The organism is Tamilnaduibacter salinus (assembly GCF_003096655.1).
Classification (GTDB): domain Bacteria; phylum Pseudomonadota; class Gammaproteobacteria; order Pseudomonadales; family Oleiphilaceae; genus Tamilnaduibacter; species Tamilnaduibacter salinus.
In genome coordinates this window covers 61,393-77,788 of the sequence record NZ_QEKQ01000007.1, presented here as the reverse complement: position 1 = coordinate 77,788, position 16,396 = coordinate 61,393, and the positions used below count along the sequence as shown (strand labels likewise).

The window sequence follows — 16,396 nt, the reverse complement described above, 5'->3', positions numbered from 1 at the left end:
GGCGTCGGGTGGTAATCACTGGTTGAAACGCGCACAATAGGCGACCGCATGACACACCATCCCGACGATCTGATACGACTGTTCAATCGGTGTTTTCTTCAGCAATGGAACACCGAACTTGTCCGTGGTGAGGATGAGCCGGAGTATGTGCCGGCATCCGGGGAATACCCGCACCACCGGGTGGTGTTCGCGCATGGTTTCTATGCCAGTGCTCTTCACGAAACGAGTCACTGGTGCATTGCTGGAGAGCGTCGCCGTCAGCTTTATGACTACGGGTACTGGTATTGCCCGGATGGGCGGACGGCCCAGCAACAAGCGGAATTTGAAAAGGTGGAAGTGCGCCCTCAGGCCCTCGAATGGATTTTCTCAGAGGCAGCGGGCTTCCGCTTTCACATCAGTCTGGATAACCTGTCCGGAGACGGGGCAGCCGATGAGGCACGGTTCCGCCGGGCCGTCAGTCAGCAGGCGTTACGATATCTGGATCAGGGGCTTCCCGTCAGGGCAAAACGGTTTTGCGACGCCCTGTTGGAGGCCTATGGCCAGCGTCGCCAGTTTGGCCCGCACCGGTTCCGGTTGCCAGACGATACCGAACAGAGGAGTGAACGTGCCAACGAGTGGTCAGAATCCATCGCAGTCTGCAGTGAGTGAAGACGCCCCTGAGCGCCCATCCGACGTGGAAACGCTGACGGAAACGGAGGTGAGTGGTTCGTCGGAGTCCGACGGGGAACAGGGCAACGGTACGGACGGTCGCACTGCCGGGCCGACCGAAGCCGATAGTGGGGAGGAGGCTGCTGAGAACGAGGAGCGCCCGACACGGTTTGAGGACCTGGCCCTGTCCCCACCGCTGCAGAAAGCGCTCGCCGGTATCGGCTTTACCACCTGTACGCCGATTCAGGCGGAAACGTTGCCCATGACGCTGGCCGGCCATGACCTGATCGGCCAGGCACAGACCGGCACGGGCAAAACCGCCGCGTTCCTGCTGACCGCCATTCAGCGCATGCTGGCGACGCCGCTTCCCTGGGAAGAGCGATATGCCTCCGAGCCGCGAATCCTGGCGCTGGCGCCAACGCGGGAGCTGGCGATGCAGATCGCCGAGGATGCCGAGCAGCTCTGTGCCCACACCGGCCACTCCGTGATGACCGTGATGGGTGGTGTGAACTACGACCGCCAGCGGGAGCAACTGCGCAATGAAGCGCTCGACATTCTGGTGGCAACACCGGGTCGTCTGATCGATTTTCTCAGCTCTCAGGACGTGTTTCTGGACCAGATCGACATGCTGATCATCGACGAGGCGGATCGGATGCTCGACATGGGCTTCATTCCTGACGTCAAACGCATCATCCGCAAGTGCACACCGAAGGATCAGCGTCAGACGCTGTTATTCTCCGCGACCTTCAATCAGGACGTGCTTAACCTGTCGTCCATGTGGACCCGCAAGGCGGAGTTCGTCGAAATCGAACCGGAACAGAAAACCGCCGAGCGTGTCGATCAGTCGGTCTTTATGGTGGGCAATGACGACAAGCTGACGGTCCTGACCAATTACCTGAAGCGCCCGGAAGTGGAAAAGGCCATCATCTTCGCCAACCGCCGGGATCAGTGTCGTGACCTGAACGACGACCTCCGGAACCAGGGCATCGCCTCCGAGCTGATGTCCGGCGAGATCGCGCAGAACAAGCGGCTCAAAACACTGGACCGGTTCCGGGAAGGGCAGATCCAGGCACTGGTGGCGACCGATGTTGCCGGTCGCGGTATCCATGTCAATGGCGTGACCCACGTGTTCAACTACAATCTTCCGGACAATGCGGAAGACTACGTGCACCGCATCGGCCGTACCGGTCGCGCCGGCCGCAACGGGGTGTCGGTCAGCTTCGCCAGTGAGGATGATGCCTTCTCGCTGCCGGCCATCGAGGCGTACATCGATCAGAAGCTGACCTGCGAAGTCCCTGAGGAAAGTCTGACTCAACCGCTCAAGAAACCGCCGATTCAGCGACGCAAGCGTCGTGGCGGTGGTGGCGGCCGGCGTCCGCAGGGACGGCGGCGTTGATCGAGCCCCTGGATACGGACTCCGCCATGCAGATTCTCGCCGACGAGAACATCCCGCTACTGGACGCGTTTTTCGGTGATATTGGAACCATCCGCCGCATGCCCGGCCGGGCCATCAAGGCGGCGGATGTGACAGACGCCGATATCCTGCTGGTGCGCTCGGTCACCCGCGTGGATGCCGATCTGCTGTCGGGCAGCCGTGTGCGGTTTGTTGGCACGGCCACCATCGGCACCGATCACATTGATGAATCCTGGCTCGAGCGGAACGGCATCGGCTTTGCGGCGGCGCCCGGCAGTAATGCCGACAGCGTGGTGGAGTACGTTCTGAGCGTGCTATCCGTGTACGCTGAAGAACGCGGCATTGAGGACTGGACCCGCCTCTCGGTCGGCATCGTTGGAGCTGGTAATGTCGGCGGTCGGCTGCGTCATCGGCTTGGCAAACTCGGCTTTTCGGTTCGTGCCAGTGATCCGCCACTGGCCGACGACGGGGAAGACGGCCTGGACGATCTGGACGACGTGCTTACCTGTGACGTCATCACGCTGCACACGCCGCTGACCCGCGCCGGTGATCATGCCACGCACCACCTGCTGGACCGGGCGCGTCTGGCGACTCTTAATGAGCAACAATTGTTGATCAATACCAGCCGGGGCGCTGTCGTGGATTCGGAGGCGTTGCGGGAGCGCATGCGACAGGAAGCGCCCCCCTGGCTTTGCCTCGATGTCTGGGAAGGCGAGCCGGAGACCGATCCGGAGCTGGCGGAGGCGGCCTGGCTGATGACCCCTCACATTGCCGGTTACAGTCAGGAAGGCAAAATTCAGGGCACGGAACGGATCTATCAGGCGGTCTGTCGCTATTTCGGCCTGCCGGTGCGCAAGTCGAGTGGCCAGTATATGCCGGAACCGCCACTGAGCAAGCTCTCGTTCACGGCCAGTGCATCCACTCAGGAGGCAGCCCGTGTCGCCATCCGGGCCTGTTACGACGTCCGCTGCGACGATGCGCGTTTCCGGTCCGTGCTGAGGCGGCCGGTCGGCGAATGGAGCACGGGCTTTGATCGTTTGCGCCAGCAGTATCCCATTCGCCGCGAGTTCGACAGCGTCAAGATACAACTGAAGAGCGGGGCGAAGGATCTCCAGCAGGTGTTCAAGGCGCTGGGTTTCAAGCTCAAGCAGAAGTAGGGCGCTCGCCAGACGCCGCCGTTCGGCGGCATCCGGTCGATTGGTTCAGTCTGTTAAGCCATGTTCTGAAGGGCGGCAATCCGGTCTTCCAGCGGCGGGTGTGTCATGAACAGGGCGGCCAGGCCGCTTCGGGCGCCGCGGTTGATGCCGAAGGCCTGCAGGCTGTCGGGCATCTGGTCGGGCAGTTCGCTTTCCCGCTTCAACCGGTTCAGGGCACCGATCATGGCCTGGCGACCGGCCAGTTGCGCGCCGGCCACATCGGCCCGGAACTCCCTCCGGCGAGAGAACCAGAAGACGATGGTGCTCGCCAGGATGCCCAGCACGATCTCGGCAACAATGCTGACCACGAAGAAGCCAATGCCGTGGCCGTCTTCGTTCCGGAAGACCACCCGATCCACAACCGAGCCAATCACCCGTGAGGCGAAGATCACGAAGGTGTTCACCACCCCCTGGATCAACGCCAGCGTAATCATGTCCCCGTTGGCGACGTGGCCTATCTCATGGCCCAGAACCGCGCGGATCTCGTCCTTGTTGAACCGCTCCAGCAGTCCCTGGCTGACTGCCACCAGCGCCTTGTTCCGGTTCCAGCCCGTTGCGAATGCGTTGGACTGGGAGGCGGGGAAAATGGCCACTTCCGGCATGCCGATGCCCGCTTCTCGGGCGAGTTGGCTGACGGTTTCCACGAGCCAGCGTTCGGCGGGGGTCCTTGGATCCTCGATTTTCTGTGCCCGGGTGCTCCAGACCGCCATCTTCTTGGAGATCAGCAGTGAGATGAACGATCCCGCGAAGCCGAAGACGGCCGCGAAGATCAGGAGCGATTCGTAGTTGAGGCCGTTGCGTTCCAGGTAGGAATCCACCCCTAGCAGACTCAGGGTGAGGCTGGCAACGACGATCACTGCCAGGTTGGTGGCCAGGAACAGCAGGATTCTCATCAGATGACTCCTCCAGAGTATTTTTTCCTATGATCGGGGCAACCCGTCATGGTTCAAGAGGATAACGAAAATTTAAGACGAAGCAGCGTCGTGAAAAAGGATGCCTTGGACGGTGTCGGCAATACGGGTCGAGTGCCCGCTTTTGAGCGCCTTTCGAAACAGGTGGATGCTGGTGGCATGATCGGCACGGACAGCCGGTGGAATCTGATCGGACTGGTTCAGTTCCTCGGTGATCGCACCGGGTAAGCGGTCGAGCGGGGCAGCCGCACTCAGCCGGGTGAAGGTGTCCTGGGTCAGCACCGCCTGATCGATGGCGTCCTGACTGATCGTGGTTTCGTACCGCAGATGGCCTTCATCGGCCAGCCACAGCATGGTACCGAAGCACGCCATGTGTCGCCGGCTGTGGAGCCCGAACTCATCGGGCTCGTCCGGCCCCGCAATGTCCTCGACGAACAGGGTGGTCTTGCGGGGGAAGGCGTTGTAGAGCTGGACCAGGATAATGGCCGTATCCCGGAAAAACTCCTCGATATGGATGTCGGCCATGGCGAGCCCCTATTGCTGATAGTGCTCGAGGAAATTGCCCAGACGCGAGATGGCGTCTTCCAGCGTATCGACCCGGGGGAGGAAGACAACGCGCATGTGCTGTCGATCGTTGATGTTGAATGCGGACCCCTGTACCAGCAGGATCTTCTCCTGTTGGAGCAGGTCGTAAGCCAGTCTCTCGTCGTCCTCAATCGGGAATCGTTTCGGGTCCAGTTTCGGGAACATGTAAAGGGCACCCTGGGGCTTGACGCAGCTGATGCCCGGAATGTCGTTCAGCATCCGGTACGCGATGTCCCGCTGTTCGTAGAGGCGCCCCTCCGGCGCGACCAAGTCCTCAATCGACTGATACCCCCCAAGCGCCGTCTGTATGGCCAGCTGTGCCGGCACATTGGAGCACAGGCGCATGGAAGCCAGCATGTCGATGCCCTCGATCAGGTTCCGGGCCCGGTGCTTGGCCCCGCTGATAATCATCCATCCCGAGCGGTAGCCGGCCGCCCGGTAGTTCTTCGACAGTCCGTTGTAGGTGAAAAACAGCACATCGTCCGCCAATGAGGCGGCGGGCACATGCTGCACCCCGTCGTAGAGAATCTTGTCGTAGATCTCGTCGGCGAGGATGATCAGATCGTGTTGGCGGGCGAGCTCGATCACCTGTTCGAGCAGCTCCTTCGAATACACCGATCCGGTCGGGTTGTTCGGGTTGATCAGGACAATGGCTCGTGTGTGGGTGGTGATCTTGGACTTGATGTCATCAATGTCCGGAAACCAGTCCTGAGCCTCATCGCAGACGTAATGGACAGGTCGGCCACTGGACAGTGTGACGGCCGCCGTCCATAGCGGATAGTCCGGTGCCGGGATGAGAACCTCGTCCCCCGTGTTGAGCAGCGCCTGCATGGACATGACGATCATCTCGCTGACGCCATTGCCAAGATAAATGTCGTCGATCTCGACTTTGTTGATGCCGCGGCGCTGGCAGTAGTGCATGACCGCCTTGCGGGCCGAAAACAGGCCCTTGGACTCCACGTAGCCCTGAGCGGAGTGCATGTTGTAGATCACGTCCTGCTGGATCTCTTCCGGTACATCCAGCTCGAAAGCCGCCGGGTTGCCAATGTTGAGTTTCAGGACCCGGTTGCCTTCCTCTTCCAGGCGACGGGCCTCACGCAGGACCGGGCCGCGGATGTCGTAGCACACGTCGTCCAGCTTGGTTGATTTTTTAAAGTTCTGCATGAGGTCCTGAATCCATGATTTTGTGCATAAAAGACCATTCTGCCAAAGCCGGCGCAGGGGAGGAAGAGGCCAGTCCGTGGTCGTATCATTGATTGTGAAAAATTAAATTGGACACAACCAAAGTACATCGTCAGGATGGCGTCCAACAGTCGTAGAAGGCAAAAAGGAGTAACCACCATGTCGGAATCGCTCTACGAGATCGAAGTGGATGACATTCGTGGCCAGCGCAGGACCCTGGCGGATTATCAGGGGAAGGTCCTGCTGATTGTGAATACCGCCAGCAAATGCGGGTTCACGCCACAGTTCGAAGGGCTTCAGTCTCTGCACGAGGAGCTGGGTGATCGCGGATTCGAAGTGCTCGGGTTTCCATGCAACCAGTTCATGAATCAGGACCCGGCTGAGAACGGTGAAATCAGCGAGTTCTGCAGCCTCAATTACGGCGTCGACTTTCCGATGTTCTCCAAGATTGACGTCAACGGTCCGGACGCCCACCCCCTGTATCAGTACCTCAAGCGTCAGGCCAAAGGGTTGATGGGCTCTGAGAAAATCAAGTGGAACTTCACGAAGTTCCTGGTGAACCGGGACGGGGACGTGGTGGACCGGTACCCGCCGACCGCCAAGCCCGGCGACATCCGAAAGGACATTGAAAAGTTGCTTTGATGACAGACGACCCTCTGGCCCTGGACAATCAGGTCTGTTTTACCCTTTACGCGGCCAACCGGGCCATGACTTCGCTGTATCGGCCGCTTTTGGACGCATTGGGGCTCACGTACCCTCAGTATCTGGTGATGCTGGCGCTCTGGGAGGCGGATGGTCAGGGCGAGTCGGTCCGGGTCTCCACGCTCGGCCGTCGCCTGCGGCTGGACTCCGGGACACTGACCCCGTTGCTCAAGCGACTTGAGGCTCACGGGCTCGTCGCGCGGGCCCGTAGTCGTGTGGATGAGCGAGTGGTGACGGTGGCCCTGTCGGAATCGGGCCGGGCGTTGCGGGATCGCGCCCGGTCGGTGCCCGGTGAGTTGATGTGCCGGTCCGGCCTGGATCTTGAGGAAGCGGAGCGTCTGCGGTCCATGCTGCAGTCGCTGCTGCACCGACTGGATGGTTAGTGTCCCATCAGCGAATGAACTTAGGTCCAACGCTGAACGACCCGTTGCAGCGTGTCACGGTCATACGGCTTGGACATGTAATCGTCCATCCCCGCGTCGATGCAGTGCTGCGCGTCGCCCTCCATGACGTTGGCGGTAACGGCGATCAGCGGCAGGTCCGGCCAGCGCCCGTCGCGGCGTATCGCCCGTGCCGCCTGGTATCCGTCCATCACCGGCATCTGGCAGTCCATCAGAACCAGATCGAAAGAAGTGTGGTCCAGCGCCTCCAGCGCTTTCTCGCCGTTTTCAGCCACTTCGACCTGGTGGCCCAGCTTTTTCAGCATACCGCTGGCGACGACCTGATTAACGCGGTTGTCTTCCACCAGTAGTATCCGGCGGCCGGCGGCGGGGCGCTCCGGCTCCGGCAGGGTGGCGACCGCGTTGGCGTTGCTATCGGGGGGGTCGGACACGGAGAGGGGCAGCCAGACCGTGAAGCGGGTTCCTTCACCGGGCTCAGAAGCGACTGTGATGCGCCCATTCATGCGGTCCACGAGTTGACGGCAGAGCGTCAGACCCAGGCCAGTCCCCCCATAGCGCCGGGTGGTCTCCTCGGACCCCTGTGAGAAAGGGGAAAAAATTCGCTTGCGCGCCTCAACCGAGAGGCCGATTCCGGTATCCAGAACATCGATTCGTACCTGGTCGCCGACCCGGTCCAGCATGATCCGGACCTCGCCGTGATCGGTGAACTTGACGGCATTACTCAGCAGATTGTTCACCACCTGGCGGATGCGGGTGGGGTCGCCGACGAACCACTCGGGGGTGCCCGGGGCAATGGCCACCGTGAGGCCAATGCCTTTCCGATCCGCCTGTTGTTCCATAAGCGCGGCGGCTTCGCGCACGACCCGCACCAGATTGAAATCGATGGCCTCCAGACCAAGCTTGCCGGCTTCGACCTTGGAAATGTCCAGAATATCGTTCAGCAGGCCCAACAGGCTCTCACTCGCGGAGCGGGCTAGCTCAAGGCGATCCCGTTGTGTCGCCGTCAGCTCGTCGTCCAGGGTCAGGCTCAGCATGCCAAGAACGCCGTTCAGTGGCGTCCGGATTTCGTGACTCATGTTCGCCAGGAAGTCCGCCCGGCCCCGGGCTCTCTGCATGGCCTCTTCCTTGGCGCGGATGAGCGCCCGGTTGCCTCGCTTGAGCGCTTCATTCTTCTCCGAAATCTCACGTGTGCGGTCATCCACCTCCCGTTCCAGCTGGAAGGAATAATCCTTCATGCGGGCCTCGGCCATACGGACCTGTTTCAGGCTTTCGTCGATGGTGTCCAGGTGATGATTGATCATGGTCACCAGCCGACCGATTTCGTCGTCATTGTGACTGGGTGGCACCGGCAGACGGGTTTTCTCCGGTGCATCGGGTTCCACCCGCCCGAGGGCGCTGATGACGTTCAGTATCGGGCGGGTCAGAATCCGGTGGAAGATGAACAGCAGGATGATGCTGAGGATCAGGCTCTTCACGAAGCCGCTGATCAGCGTGTAGCCGGCCCGGTTCAGGAACGCGGTGCCATAGTGGTAGGTGTCGATGGTGACGGAGAGCTCGCCAAGCGGCATGTCATCGAGCTGGGGGACAGACAGATCCTCCTGATACCGCTGGCGCGCCCCGAACAGCGCATCACTGAGCCAGCGGTAGTCGGATGACAATGTTGCACGACTGACCTCGGCCAGAATGTCGCCCTCCGGATCGGAAATGCGCGCCTGGAGGATGGCGGGATGGTTCAGAAGGCCGTCGAGCAGTTCCCGGGCCAGTCGCGCATCGATGTTGTAGGCGATCTGGGAGGCGGGGCTGTCACTGATATTGATCAGTGCCGTGATCTCGTCGTCCATGGCGGCCCGTGCCTGGGTATAGTCCAGCCCGACCTGGACCAGATTCAACAGGATGCCGAGCAGCAACGCCAGCAGGACGGTGTTGCGCGTCAGTCGAAACGACAGGCGTGTTTTGAAGGGGCGTTCCACTCACACGGTCCCTTGCTTCCTTGCGCGCCGATCAGGGGACCGGCGGCGGTGGTCAGTCATCGTAATCCGCTTTTTTCTTCCACTCGTCCTCGCTCAGGAAGGAATCCCATTCCTTCTCCAAACGGTCCTGGCCTGCCTTGCCCCCAGACTGTTGTTCGGCCGCCTGTTCCAGCTCCGTGATCCGCCCTCGGAAGCTCTTGAGAGCCTTCACGGCCGACGGATGGTCCTTGACCGCGTCAAGGGCGCTGCAGGCCATGTGGTAGGCGTGGATGGCGTGCCGGTAACGCTGGTTTTGGGTAGCCTCCTGTGCCTGGTGGACGTGGTAGTCGGCCTGAACGCGATGGAGGAGGTAGATAATCACTTTCAGGTTGCGTTTTGCCAGAGAGGCGTCGATCCGGCCCTGCTTCTGCATGGTTTCGATGATGCGGTACAGGTGCTCAAGGTCAATTTTGATGTCTGATGTTTTCTTCTTTGAGTCAATCCGGGAGGCGGCGGGGCCTTCACCGCCGGCCTCAAGGTCCTCGCGCTGTTTGCGGATACGTTGGCGCCATTCACCAGTGGGCAGGTCCGTCTTGAGCGCTTCCAGCGACTGGCAGGTCTCCTCGGCGTGCAGCAGGAGCATGCGGCGCAGGTCCCGTGACAGATACTGGGATGGGATGTCGGACAGCAGCCGCTGGCTGAGTTTGAAGCGATCTTCCAATGCCGTCGCACGGCGGGCGCGTTCCAGCCTTGCCTTTTCCCGGGCCTGGCTGACCATGATGGCGATGATTGAGAGGACGACGATGACCCCGAAGAAGATAACGATGGTTGTCAGGTCCATAGGCGATACATTCTGCCGGTCGTGGATCGTTGAGTGGTCGGGACCCTGGTGTCCCACATGGTCGGGTCATGACGCTCTGTCCTCCCGCCAGGTTTCTCTTATCCTAGCAGATTCGCGGATTTTGGTCGCCGGAGGGGCGGGTTGGGGAGTGCTACAATAGGGCCGAACTTTTCAAGGGCACCGTTCATGGACATTTCCCGCGTTGATCTGAATCTGCTGGTCTATCTGGATGTCTTGCTGCGCGAGAAAAATGTGACCAAGGCCGCCAGTCATCTCGGGATTACACAGCCGGCCATGAGCAATGGCCTGAAGCGGTTGCGGGAGCTGTTCGGTGACCCGCTGCTGATCCGCACCAGCGAGGGGATGACGCCCACCGAGCGGGCCGAGGAACTCAAGCCGATGGTGCGGAATGTGCTGGCGGACATTGAACGGGCCGTTCAGGCGAAGACCGAGTTTTCCGCTGGCGACAGCCAGCGGGTGTTCCGCATCATGGCCAGCGACTATGCCGAGTCGTGCCTCATGCCCAGGGTGTTGCGCCGAATTCGCCAGGAAGCACCCAATGTCACGCTCGACGTATTGACGCCCAGCGACGTGAGCTTTCTGGACGTGGAGCAGGGCCGTCTGGACATGGCAATCAACCGCTTCGACAAGCTCCCTCAGTCTTTTCATCAGAAAACGCTCTGGACGGAGTATTTTGCTTGCCTGATGAATGCCCACAACCCGATTCTACGGGAGCCGTTTACCCTGGACACCTACCTGGACGCCAGTCACATCTGGGTGAGTAAGACCGGCTTTGGGGTCGGCGTGGGAGTGAACCCAAAAGACGTCCAGCGCCTCGGGTGGGTCGACGAGGCCCTGGGGTTGATGGGGCGCAAGCGTCGCATTTCCGTGTTCACAAGACACTACCAAGTCGCCATGCTGCTGGCCGAACAGCACGATCTGATCGCCACGCTGCCGAGTCGCGCCGCCTGGCTGCAGCGGAAGAATGACGATCTGGTGGTGAAAGTCCCGCCGTTCAACATTCCACCCTTTGAGCTCAAAATGGCCTGGAGTCCGCTGCTCCAGCACAACCCGGACCATCAGTGGCTGCGACGGCTGATCGTGGCGGTCGCCGAGGAGTTCGATGAGGAGTTTGCGGGGTTCGGCGCGCCGTTTGAGACAACGGGGATGCAACCGCTGAGTTCGTCAGAGCGGTAACTCGCGCAATTCCACCGATGGTGAGGCGGTTTCCCAGAGCTGCTGGAAGCGCTCAGCCAGTCGTTTGGCGTGGCCGGGCGCGTCGAAGCGGAACCAGCCGTGCGGTTCGTCAAAGCCATGGCGATAGCCCACACCGCTGCGATCAGCGATCACGAACGGTTCATCGGGGGTCGGATAATCCGGGTTCACCACGCGCAGCTCAATGCTGCTGGGCAGGCGTCTCATCAACTGCACGAGTTGATGGCGCCGTTTGACCAGCGGGCCGTCATCCTGAATCAGCAGCCGCACCTCGCTGTGCCGGTGGTGGCGGGCGAGCCAGGAGAGCAGATCACGTAGTCGGCTCCGGTCGTAGCGGTCGTGGGACAGCTCCCGGTCGTAGAGCCAGAGTCGTTGGCGGGCCTGGCCGACCAGCGTATCCAGCAGGTTGGAATACTCAGCCTCGGTTTCCACCGGCCAGGTGCTGTCATCGGCTCCCAGGATGGTCGGTGTGGACCTGTGGTCAGCCTGAAGGATTGCCTCAGGGGCCAGGCAGCGCATGTCCTTGTGGGGAATGCCGGCATCGTCGTAGGTGTCTGAGCAAACGTGGAAGCCCGAGCGTTGATAGAACGGAATTGCCTGCTCCTGGGCACTGAGAATGAGCTGGTCCGCCGATTCGCCAGCGATGGCCATCAGGTGACGGAGCAGGGCCTGGGCATGGCCGTTTCCCCGGTGCTCACGCAGAACGGCCATCCGACCGATTGAGGCGTAGCCGGACCGGCCTGCGACCGGTGGAATCAGGCGGGCAACGGCCACCGGCGTGTTGTCCGGGGTAACGCCGACGAAATGATCGGCAATCTCGTCCGTGTCATCCCATTCCAGCGCGGGAGGGACGGACTGCTCCTTGATGAACACGCGCTCGCGGATCTCCCGAACGGCTCGGGGGGCGAGCTGCCACGAGTATTGGCGAATGCTCAGGCTCATTCCAGATACAGGCTGCCATGGTTGACCAGGTTCGTCATCAGACCGGCGAGTGCGGGATCGTCGCAGAAGGCACGCAGCGCCGCCGGGTCCGGTTGATGACCAGCACAGAGCACGGGTGCGATGGCCCGGGCGTCCTCCCTGAGTATAAACCGTTCGCCATCGACGAACAGAGCCGTTTCCTCGTCCGAGAGCCGGTGCCAGGCAAACCGGGACCCTTCGTTCCAGCGCAGCGTCTGCCCGCTATCAAGTGCCTCCCGTAGCGCGTTGGGCTCTGGCAGGGGGTCATCCGGTGGAATGACGATGCTGTCGTTTTTCGGGGCGGTGGTGTACTGACCGAACCACAGGGCGAGTTCCCGTCGGCGTCTGAGCTGATCCTCCAGCACCGACGCGGCGCGATCGATGGCTTCCGGGCCGATTTCACCGGGGTTCTCCGGCGCTGTCAGATCCGGATCACGCAACAGTTGCTCGGCGCCGGCCTGCTCGCAGAGAAAATCGGAAAAGCCGGTCAGGATGTCATCGTGACTCGGCGCCCGGAAACCGACGGAGAGAGTGACGCAGTCGCCACGGGCAATGCCGTGGTGACCAATGCCCGGTGGGAGATACAGCATGTCGCCTGGCTCGAGGAGAACGGTTTCCTCCGGCTGCCAGTCTTTCAGGATGCGTAGCGGCGTCTCCGCCACGCGCGGCGACTGCTCATCACAGTGACCGCCAAAATGCCACTCCCGGCAGCCTTCGGCCTGGAGCAGGAACACATCATACTGATCGAAATGCGGCCCAACGCTCCCGCCTTCCGGCGCGTAGCTGGCCATGATGTCGTCGAGCCGCCAGTTGGGGATGAAACGGAAACGGTCGAGCAGAGGCGCCAGCTCCGGCACCCAGTGGTCGAGCCCCTGAACCAGAAGCGTCCAGCCCGTGGTCGGTAGGTCGCTGAACCGTTCCGGATCGAAGGGTCCGTTTTCCAACTGCCAGGGTTTGCCGTCCTTCTCATCCAGAACCAGGCGCGATTCAACGGTGGGCTCGCAGGCGAGTCCTGCCAGCTCATCCGGAGAGACCGGGCTGGCCAGTTCCGGAAACGCACCCCGGATCACCAGCGGCTTCTTCTGCCAATACTCTGACAGAAACGTGTCGACATCGGGTCCGCCAGGTATCCGCATTACCGGAGCTTCCCCGCCTGCTGGGAGGCGTTGCCGGTGTAGCGCCCGGGAGTCAGGGCCTTGAGATCGTCCTTGGCGTCCTGAGGAATCTCGAGACTGTCGACAAACTCGCGGATCACCTCCGGCGTCATGGCCTTGCCCCGCGTCAGGGACTTGAGTTTTTCGTAGGGCTTCTCCACGCCGTAACGGCGCATCACGGTCTGAATCGGCTCGGCGAGCACTTCCCAGGCGTGGTTCAGGTCCTCGTCCAGCCGCTCCGGGTGGATTTCCAGCTTGTTCAGGCCCTTGAGGGTGGATTCCAGCGCAATGACCGAGTGGGCAAACCCGACGCCAAGGTTCCGCAGGACCGTGGAATCGGTCAGGTCACGCTGCCAGCGGGAGATGGGCAGTTTTTCCGCCAGGTGCCGGAACAGCGCGTTGGCGATGCCCAGGTTGCCCTCGGAATTCTCGAAATCAATCGGGTTGACCTTGTGCGGCATGGTCGAGGACCCGACTTCGCCGGCCACGGTTTTCTGTTTGAAGTAGCCCAGTGAGATGTAGCCCCAGAGGTCCCGGTCCAGGTCAATGAGGATGGTGTTGAACCGGGCGATGGCGTCGAACAGCTCGGCAATGTAGTCGTGCGGTTCGATCTGGGTGGTGTAGGGGTTCCAGCTCAGGCCCAGCGATGTGACGAAATCCCGTGCGTTCGCCTCCCAGTCGACGTTCGGGTAAACAGCCAGGTGCGCGTTGTAGTTGCCGACGGCGCCGTTGATCTTGCCGAGAATGTCCACGTTACGGACCTGATCGAGCTGACGGCGCAGACGGTGCGCGACGTTGGCCAGTTCCTTGCCGACGGTCGTGGGAGAGGCGGTCTGCCCATGGGTCCGGGACAGCATGGGCTGATCTGAATGCTCCCGGCCGAGCTCCGCGACCCGGTCGGTGACCTGTTCCATCGCCGGAAGCAGTCCATGGTCGAGGCCTTCACGAAGCATCAGGGCGTGGGATAGGTTATTGATATCCTCAGAGGTGCAGGCGAAGTGAACGAACTCGGAGATCGCTTCCAGCTCCGGGGTGTCCGCAATCACTTCCTTGATGAAATACTCCACCGCCTTGACGTCGTGGTTGGTGGTGGATTCGATGGCCTTGATCCGCTCCGCGTCCTCGACGCTGAAGTCGCTCACGATCTGGTTGAGTCGTTTGCGTGCGGCGTCGGAGAGGGTGGGGACCTCAGCAATACCAGTATGCCCGGCGAGCTTTTCCAGCCAGCGGACTTCCACGGTGACGCGATTCCGGATCAGGCCGTACTCGCTGAAAATGCTCCGGAACACCTCGGTCTTGCGGCCGTAGCGGCCATCGACGGGGGAAATGGCGGTCAGCGTGGTCAGGTCCATCGAATACCTCATGTGTGAATTGGTTGAGCTGTGGGGCAACTATTATACAGTAGAGTCAGTGCAACACCGACTGATTCGCCTTCTCCGCGAGCCGCTTTGCGGTCTCGGTCATCTTCTTCCGGAACAGCAGCAGGTGCCAGCGACGGCCGCCGACCTGACGCCAGAGCACGGCCGAGCGGATGCCGGCCAGCAGTAGCGCTCTGACCCGGGCGGCGTTTTCCTCGCGCTGGAGTTCGGCGGGGCTGCCCGTGACCTGGATGCGGAGCCGGAAGGTGCTGACCGTGTCGGTGTAGATCGACGCCAGGTTGTTGATCAGGTTGATATGGCTGTAGCCGAAGTGGTCGGCGGTGTGGCGGGCCTGGTCGATGCGGCTGCCGATGATATCCAGCATCTCCGGCTTCCTGCGGAGCCGGGATTCGAGATGGATCAGGTTGAGGGCATAGCGCAGGATTTCCATGTCCTGCTGGCCCCGCTGCTGCTGGAGCAGGTCCCGCAGTGTGGAGAGCCCTTCGCGGAGGTCCCGCAGTTCGCCGTATACCGCCCGCGTTGAGGGTGGGTCGGTTGCGAACAGGGAGGCAATGCAGGTGTCGAAACTGCCGGCATCGCATCGCCCCTGGTGCGCGATCTGTTGTACTTGTGTGACCGCCTGGAAAAGGCCGGCCAGCGCAATGATCTGGTCGTCCAGTGATTGACTCAAGATTACCTCGTCAGTCGGGTTCGCGGCTCATCCGGCATCGGACAGGGATGCGTGGGCATCACGCCAGGTGGTCTCGATGACGCCGCCTCCGAGGCAGACATCGCCGTCGTAAAAGACCACGGATTGGCCCGGTGTCACGGCGCGCTGTGGCTCATCGAAGTCCACCCGGCAGCCGCTGTCGCCCACCGTGACTGTGCAGGGTTGGTCGGGCTGGCGATATCGTGCCTTGGCGTGGCAGCGGAACTGCGATGAAGGGGCATGGCCCGCCACCCAGTCGATGGGGCCGGTCGTCAGCCCACGGGAAAACAGCAACGGATGCTGGCCGCCCTGAACGGCGATCAGCACGTTACGGGTCAGGTCTTTTTCGGCAACGTACCACGGATCATCGCTGTAGCCGCTCAGGCCCCCAATGCCAAGCCCCTGGCGTTGTCCGATGGTGTGGTACATCAGTCCCTGATGGCGGCCGATCACGTCGCCGTCCGGGGTTTCGATGTCACCCGGTTGCGCCGGGATGTACTGCTTGAGGAAGTCCTTGAACTTGCGCTCACCGATGAAGCAGATGCCCGTGGAGTCTTTCTTGTCATGGGTGACCAGTCCGGCCTCGGCCGCCATCTTCCGGACGTCCGGCTTTTCAATATCGCCCAGCGGGAACAGGGTCCGGGCAATGCGCTCACCCGACACGGCGTGCAGGAAATAACTCTGGTCTTTGTTCGGGTCGAGGCCCTTCAACAGCTCGGCGGGGCCTTCGCCGTATTCAGGCGGACGACGGCGGGCATAATGGCCTGTGGCGATGTAATCCGCGCCGAGCGTCAGGGCGTAATCCAGAAAGGCCCGGAACTTCACTTCCTTATTGCACAGGATGTCCGGGTTCGGTGTGCGTCCGGCCTGGTATTCCGACAGGAAATGCTCGAACACACGATCCCAGTACTCTGCCGAGAAGCTCGCCGTGTGGAGCGTGATGCCGAGGCGGTCCGCGACGGCCTGGGCGTCCGCCAGGTCGGTCATGGCGGTGCAGTATTCGGTGCCGTCGTCCTCGTCCCAGTTTTTCATGAACAGGCCCTCGACGGCATAGCCCTGGGACTGCAGCAGCATGGCTGAAACGGAGGAGTCCACCCCGCCGGACATGCCGACAATTACCCGTGTTGCATTGGGGTTTGTCACTGTCATCGAGTACCGCTCTTGCCGATGG

The 16,396-nt window shown here is 61.5% G+C and carries 16 protein-coding genes; 6 read left to right on the top strand and 10 right to left on the bottom strand.

Features of this window, described 5'->3' with window-relative positions; translation table 11 throughout:
• Positions 1 to 48 precede the first annotated feature (48 nt).
• The 3 genes from C8D92_RS11360 (at position 49) to pdxB (ending at position 3,219) form a co-directional block, all read left to right on the top strand.
• Positions 49 to 648 (top strand): elongation factor P hydroxylase, encoded by a 600-nt coding sequence (locus C8D92_RS11360; protein WP_165819271.1) that lies wholly within the window; start codon positions 49 to 51, stop codon positions 646 to 648.
• Positions 649 to 826: 178 nt separating this feature from the next.
• Positions 827 to 2,044: a DEAD/DEAH box helicase gene (locus C8D92_RS11355; RefSeq protein WP_243402439.1), complete on the top strand. Its 1,218-nt coding sequence runs from the start codon at positions 827 to 829 to the stop codon at positions 2,042 to 2,044.
• A gap of 26 nt (positions 2,045 to 2,070) precedes the next feature.
• Positions 2,071 to 3,219: a 4-phosphoerythronate dehydrogenase PdxB gene (pdxB, locus tag C8D92_RS11350; protein ID WP_116919494.1), complete on the top strand. Its 1,149-nt coding sequence runs from the start codon at positions 2,071 to 2,073 to the stop codon at positions 3,217 to 3,219.
• Between the two features lie 53 nt (positions 3,220 to 3,272).
• Here pdxB and htpX read toward each other — a convergent pair whose 3' ends face one another.
• From htpX to C8D92_RS11335, 3 genes are all read right to left on the bottom strand, one after another.
• Complete coding sequence (htpX, locus tag C8D92_RS11345; RefSeq protein ID WP_207775170.1) at positions 3,273 to 4,154, bottom strand: protease HtpX; 882 nt, start codon at positions 4,152 to 4,154, stop codon at positions 3,273 to 3,275.
• Between the two features lie 69 nt (positions 4,155 to 4,223).
• Entirely contained in the window at positions 4,224 to 4,694 is a 471-nt protein-coding gene (locus C8D92_RS11340; protein ID WP_095610191.1) for a hypothetical protein, read from the bottom strand.
• Positions 4,695 to 4,703: 9 nt separating this feature from the next.
• Positions 4,704 to 5,918, bottom strand: a complete 1,215-nt coding sequence (locus C8D92_RS11335) for a pyridoxal phosphate-dependent aminotransferase (protein WP_095610190.1) — start codon at positions 5,916 to 5,918, stop codon at positions 4,704 to 4,706.
• A 177-nt stretch (positions 5,919 to 6,095) separates the two neighbouring features.
• On the opposite strand from C8D92_RS11335, the gene C8D92_RS11330 reads away from it, so the two are divergent.
• Positions 6,096 to 6,578: a glutathione peroxidase gene (locus C8D92_RS11330; RefSeq protein WP_116919428.1), complete on the top strand. Its 483-nt coding sequence runs from the start codon at positions 6,096 to 6,098 to the stop codon at positions 6,576 to 6,578.
• Entirely contained in the window at positions 6,578 to 7,021 is a 444-nt protein-coding gene (locus C8D92_RS11325; protein ID WP_116919427.1) for a MarR family winged helix-turn-helix transcriptional regulator, read from the top strand. Before C8D92_RS11330 ends, C8D92_RS11325 begins: the two co-directional genes overlap by 1 nt.
• 20 nt (positions 7,022 to 7,041) lie before the next feature.
• Here C8D92_RS11325 and C8D92_RS11320 read toward each other — a convergent pair whose 3' ends face one another.
• Both C8D92_RS11320 and C8D92_RS11315 read right to left on the bottom strand, forming a co-directional pair.
• Positions 7,042 to 9,009, bottom strand: a complete 1,968-nt coding sequence (locus C8D92_RS11320; RefSeq protein WP_116919426.1) for an ATP-binding protein — start codon at positions 9,007 to 9,009, stop codon at positions 7,042 to 7,044.
• Between the two features lie 52 nt (positions 9,010 to 9,061).
• The gene (locus C8D92_RS11315) at positions 9,062 to 9,829 is read right to left on the bottom strand and encodes a hypothetical protein (RefSeq protein ID WP_116919425.1); all 768 of its coding nucleotides are present in this window, start codon (positions 9,827 to 9,829) and stop codon (positions 9,062 to 9,064) included.
• Positions 9,830 to 10,015: 186 nt separating this feature from the next.
• Here C8D92_RS11315 and C8D92_RS11310 point away from each other — a divergent pair, with 186 nt between their 5' ends.
• Positions 10,016 to 11,026 (top strand): LysR family transcriptional regulator, encoded by a 1,011-nt coding sequence (locus C8D92_RS11310; protein ID WP_095610185.1) that lies wholly within the window; start codon positions 10,016 to 10,018, stop codon positions 11,024 to 11,026.
• Here C8D92_RS11310 and C8D92_RS11305 read toward each other — a convergent pair.
• From C8D92_RS11305 to mnmA, 5 genes are read right to left on the bottom strand one after another with little or no spacing between them, the layout of a single operon-like run.
• Positions 11,015 to 11,986, bottom strand: coding sequence for a GNAT family N-acetyltransferase (locus tag C8D92_RS11305; protein ID WP_116919424.1), 972 nt, complete (start codon positions 11,984 to 11,986; stop codon positions 11,015 to 11,017). The two genes, C8D92_RS11310 and C8D92_RS11305, sit on opposite strands and share 12 nt — an antisense overlap.
• Positions 11,983 to 13,140, bottom strand: coding sequence for a cupin domain-containing protein (locus C8D92_RS11300; protein ID WP_116919423.1), 1,158 nt, complete (start codon positions 13,138 to 13,140; stop codon positions 11,983 to 11,985). The genes C8D92_RS11305 and C8D92_RS11300 overlap by 4 nt, the downstream gene beginning before the upstream one ends.
• Entirely contained in the window at positions 13,140 to 14,510 is a 1,371-nt protein-coding gene (purB, locus tag C8D92_RS11295) for an adenylosuccinate lyase (RefSeq protein ID WP_095610182.1), read from the bottom strand. Before purB ends, C8D92_RS11300 begins: the two co-directional genes overlap by 1 nt.
• A gap of 55 nt (positions 14,511 to 14,565) precedes the next feature.
• Positions 14,566 to 15,207, bottom strand: a complete 642-nt coding sequence (hflD, locus tag C8D92_RS11290; RefSeq protein ID WP_095610181.1) for a high frequency lysogenization protein HflD — start codon at positions 15,205 to 15,207, stop codon at positions 14,566 to 14,568.
• A gap of 27 nt (positions 15,208 to 15,234) precedes the next feature.
• On the bottom strand, positions 15,235 to 16,374 hold the full coding sequence (gene mnmA / locus C8D92_RS11285) for a tRNA 2-thiouridine(34) synthase MnmA (RefSeq protein WP_116919422.1): 1,140 nt from the start codon (positions 16,372 to 16,374) through the stop codon (positions 15,235 to 15,237).
• Between the last annotated feature and the right edge of the window lie 22 nt (positions 16,375 to 16,396).

Bases quoted from the DNA above. Each gene is read 5' to 3' on its own strand.
- C8D92_RS11360 (WP_165819271.1), top strand. From the start codon at position 49: ATGACACACCATCCCGACGATCTGATACGACTGTTCAATCGGTGTTTT.
- pdxB (WP_116919494.1), top strand. From the start codon at position 2,071: ATGCAGATTCTCGCCGACGAGAACATCCCGCTACTGGACGCGTTTTTC.
- C8D92_RS11340 (WP_095610191.1), bottom strand. From the start codon at position 4,694: ATGGCCGACATCCATATCGAGGAGTTTTTCCGGGATACGGCCATTATC.
- C8D92_RS11335 (WP_095610190.1), bottom strand. From the start codon at position 5,918: ATGCAGAACTTTAAAAAATCAACCAAGCTGGACGACGTGTGCTACGAC.
- C8D92_RS11330 (WP_116919428.1), top strand. From the start codon at position 6,096: ATGTCGGAATCGCTCTACGAGATCGAAGTGGATGACATTCGTGGCCAG.
- C8D92_RS11325 (WP_116919427.1), top strand. From the start codon at position 6,578: ATGACAGACGACCCTCTGGCCCTGGACAATCAGGTCTGTTTTACCCTT.
- C8D92_RS11315 (WP_116919425.1), bottom strand. From the start codon at position 9,829: ATGGACCTGACAACCATCGTTATCTTCTTCGGGGTCATCGTCGTCCTC.
- C8D92_RS11310 (WP_095610185.1), top strand. From the start codon at position 10,016: ATGGACATTTCCCGCGTTGATCTGAATCTGCTGGTCTATCTGGATGTC.
- C8D92_RS11305 (WP_116919424.1), bottom strand. From the start codon at position 11,986: ATGAGCCTGAGCATTCGCCAATACTCGTGGCAGCTCGCCCCCCGAGCC.
- C8D92_RS11300 (WP_116919423.1), bottom strand. From the start codon at position 13,140: ATGCGGATACCTGGCGGACCCGATGTCGACACGTTTCTGTCAGAGTAT.
- purB (WP_095610182.1), bottom strand. From the start codon at position 14,510: ATGGACCTGACCACGCTGACCGCCATTTCCCCCGTCGATGGCCGCTAC.
- mnmA (WP_116919422.1), bottom strand. From the start codon at position 16,374: ATGACAGTGACAAACCCCAATGCAACACGGGTAATTGTCGGCATGTCC.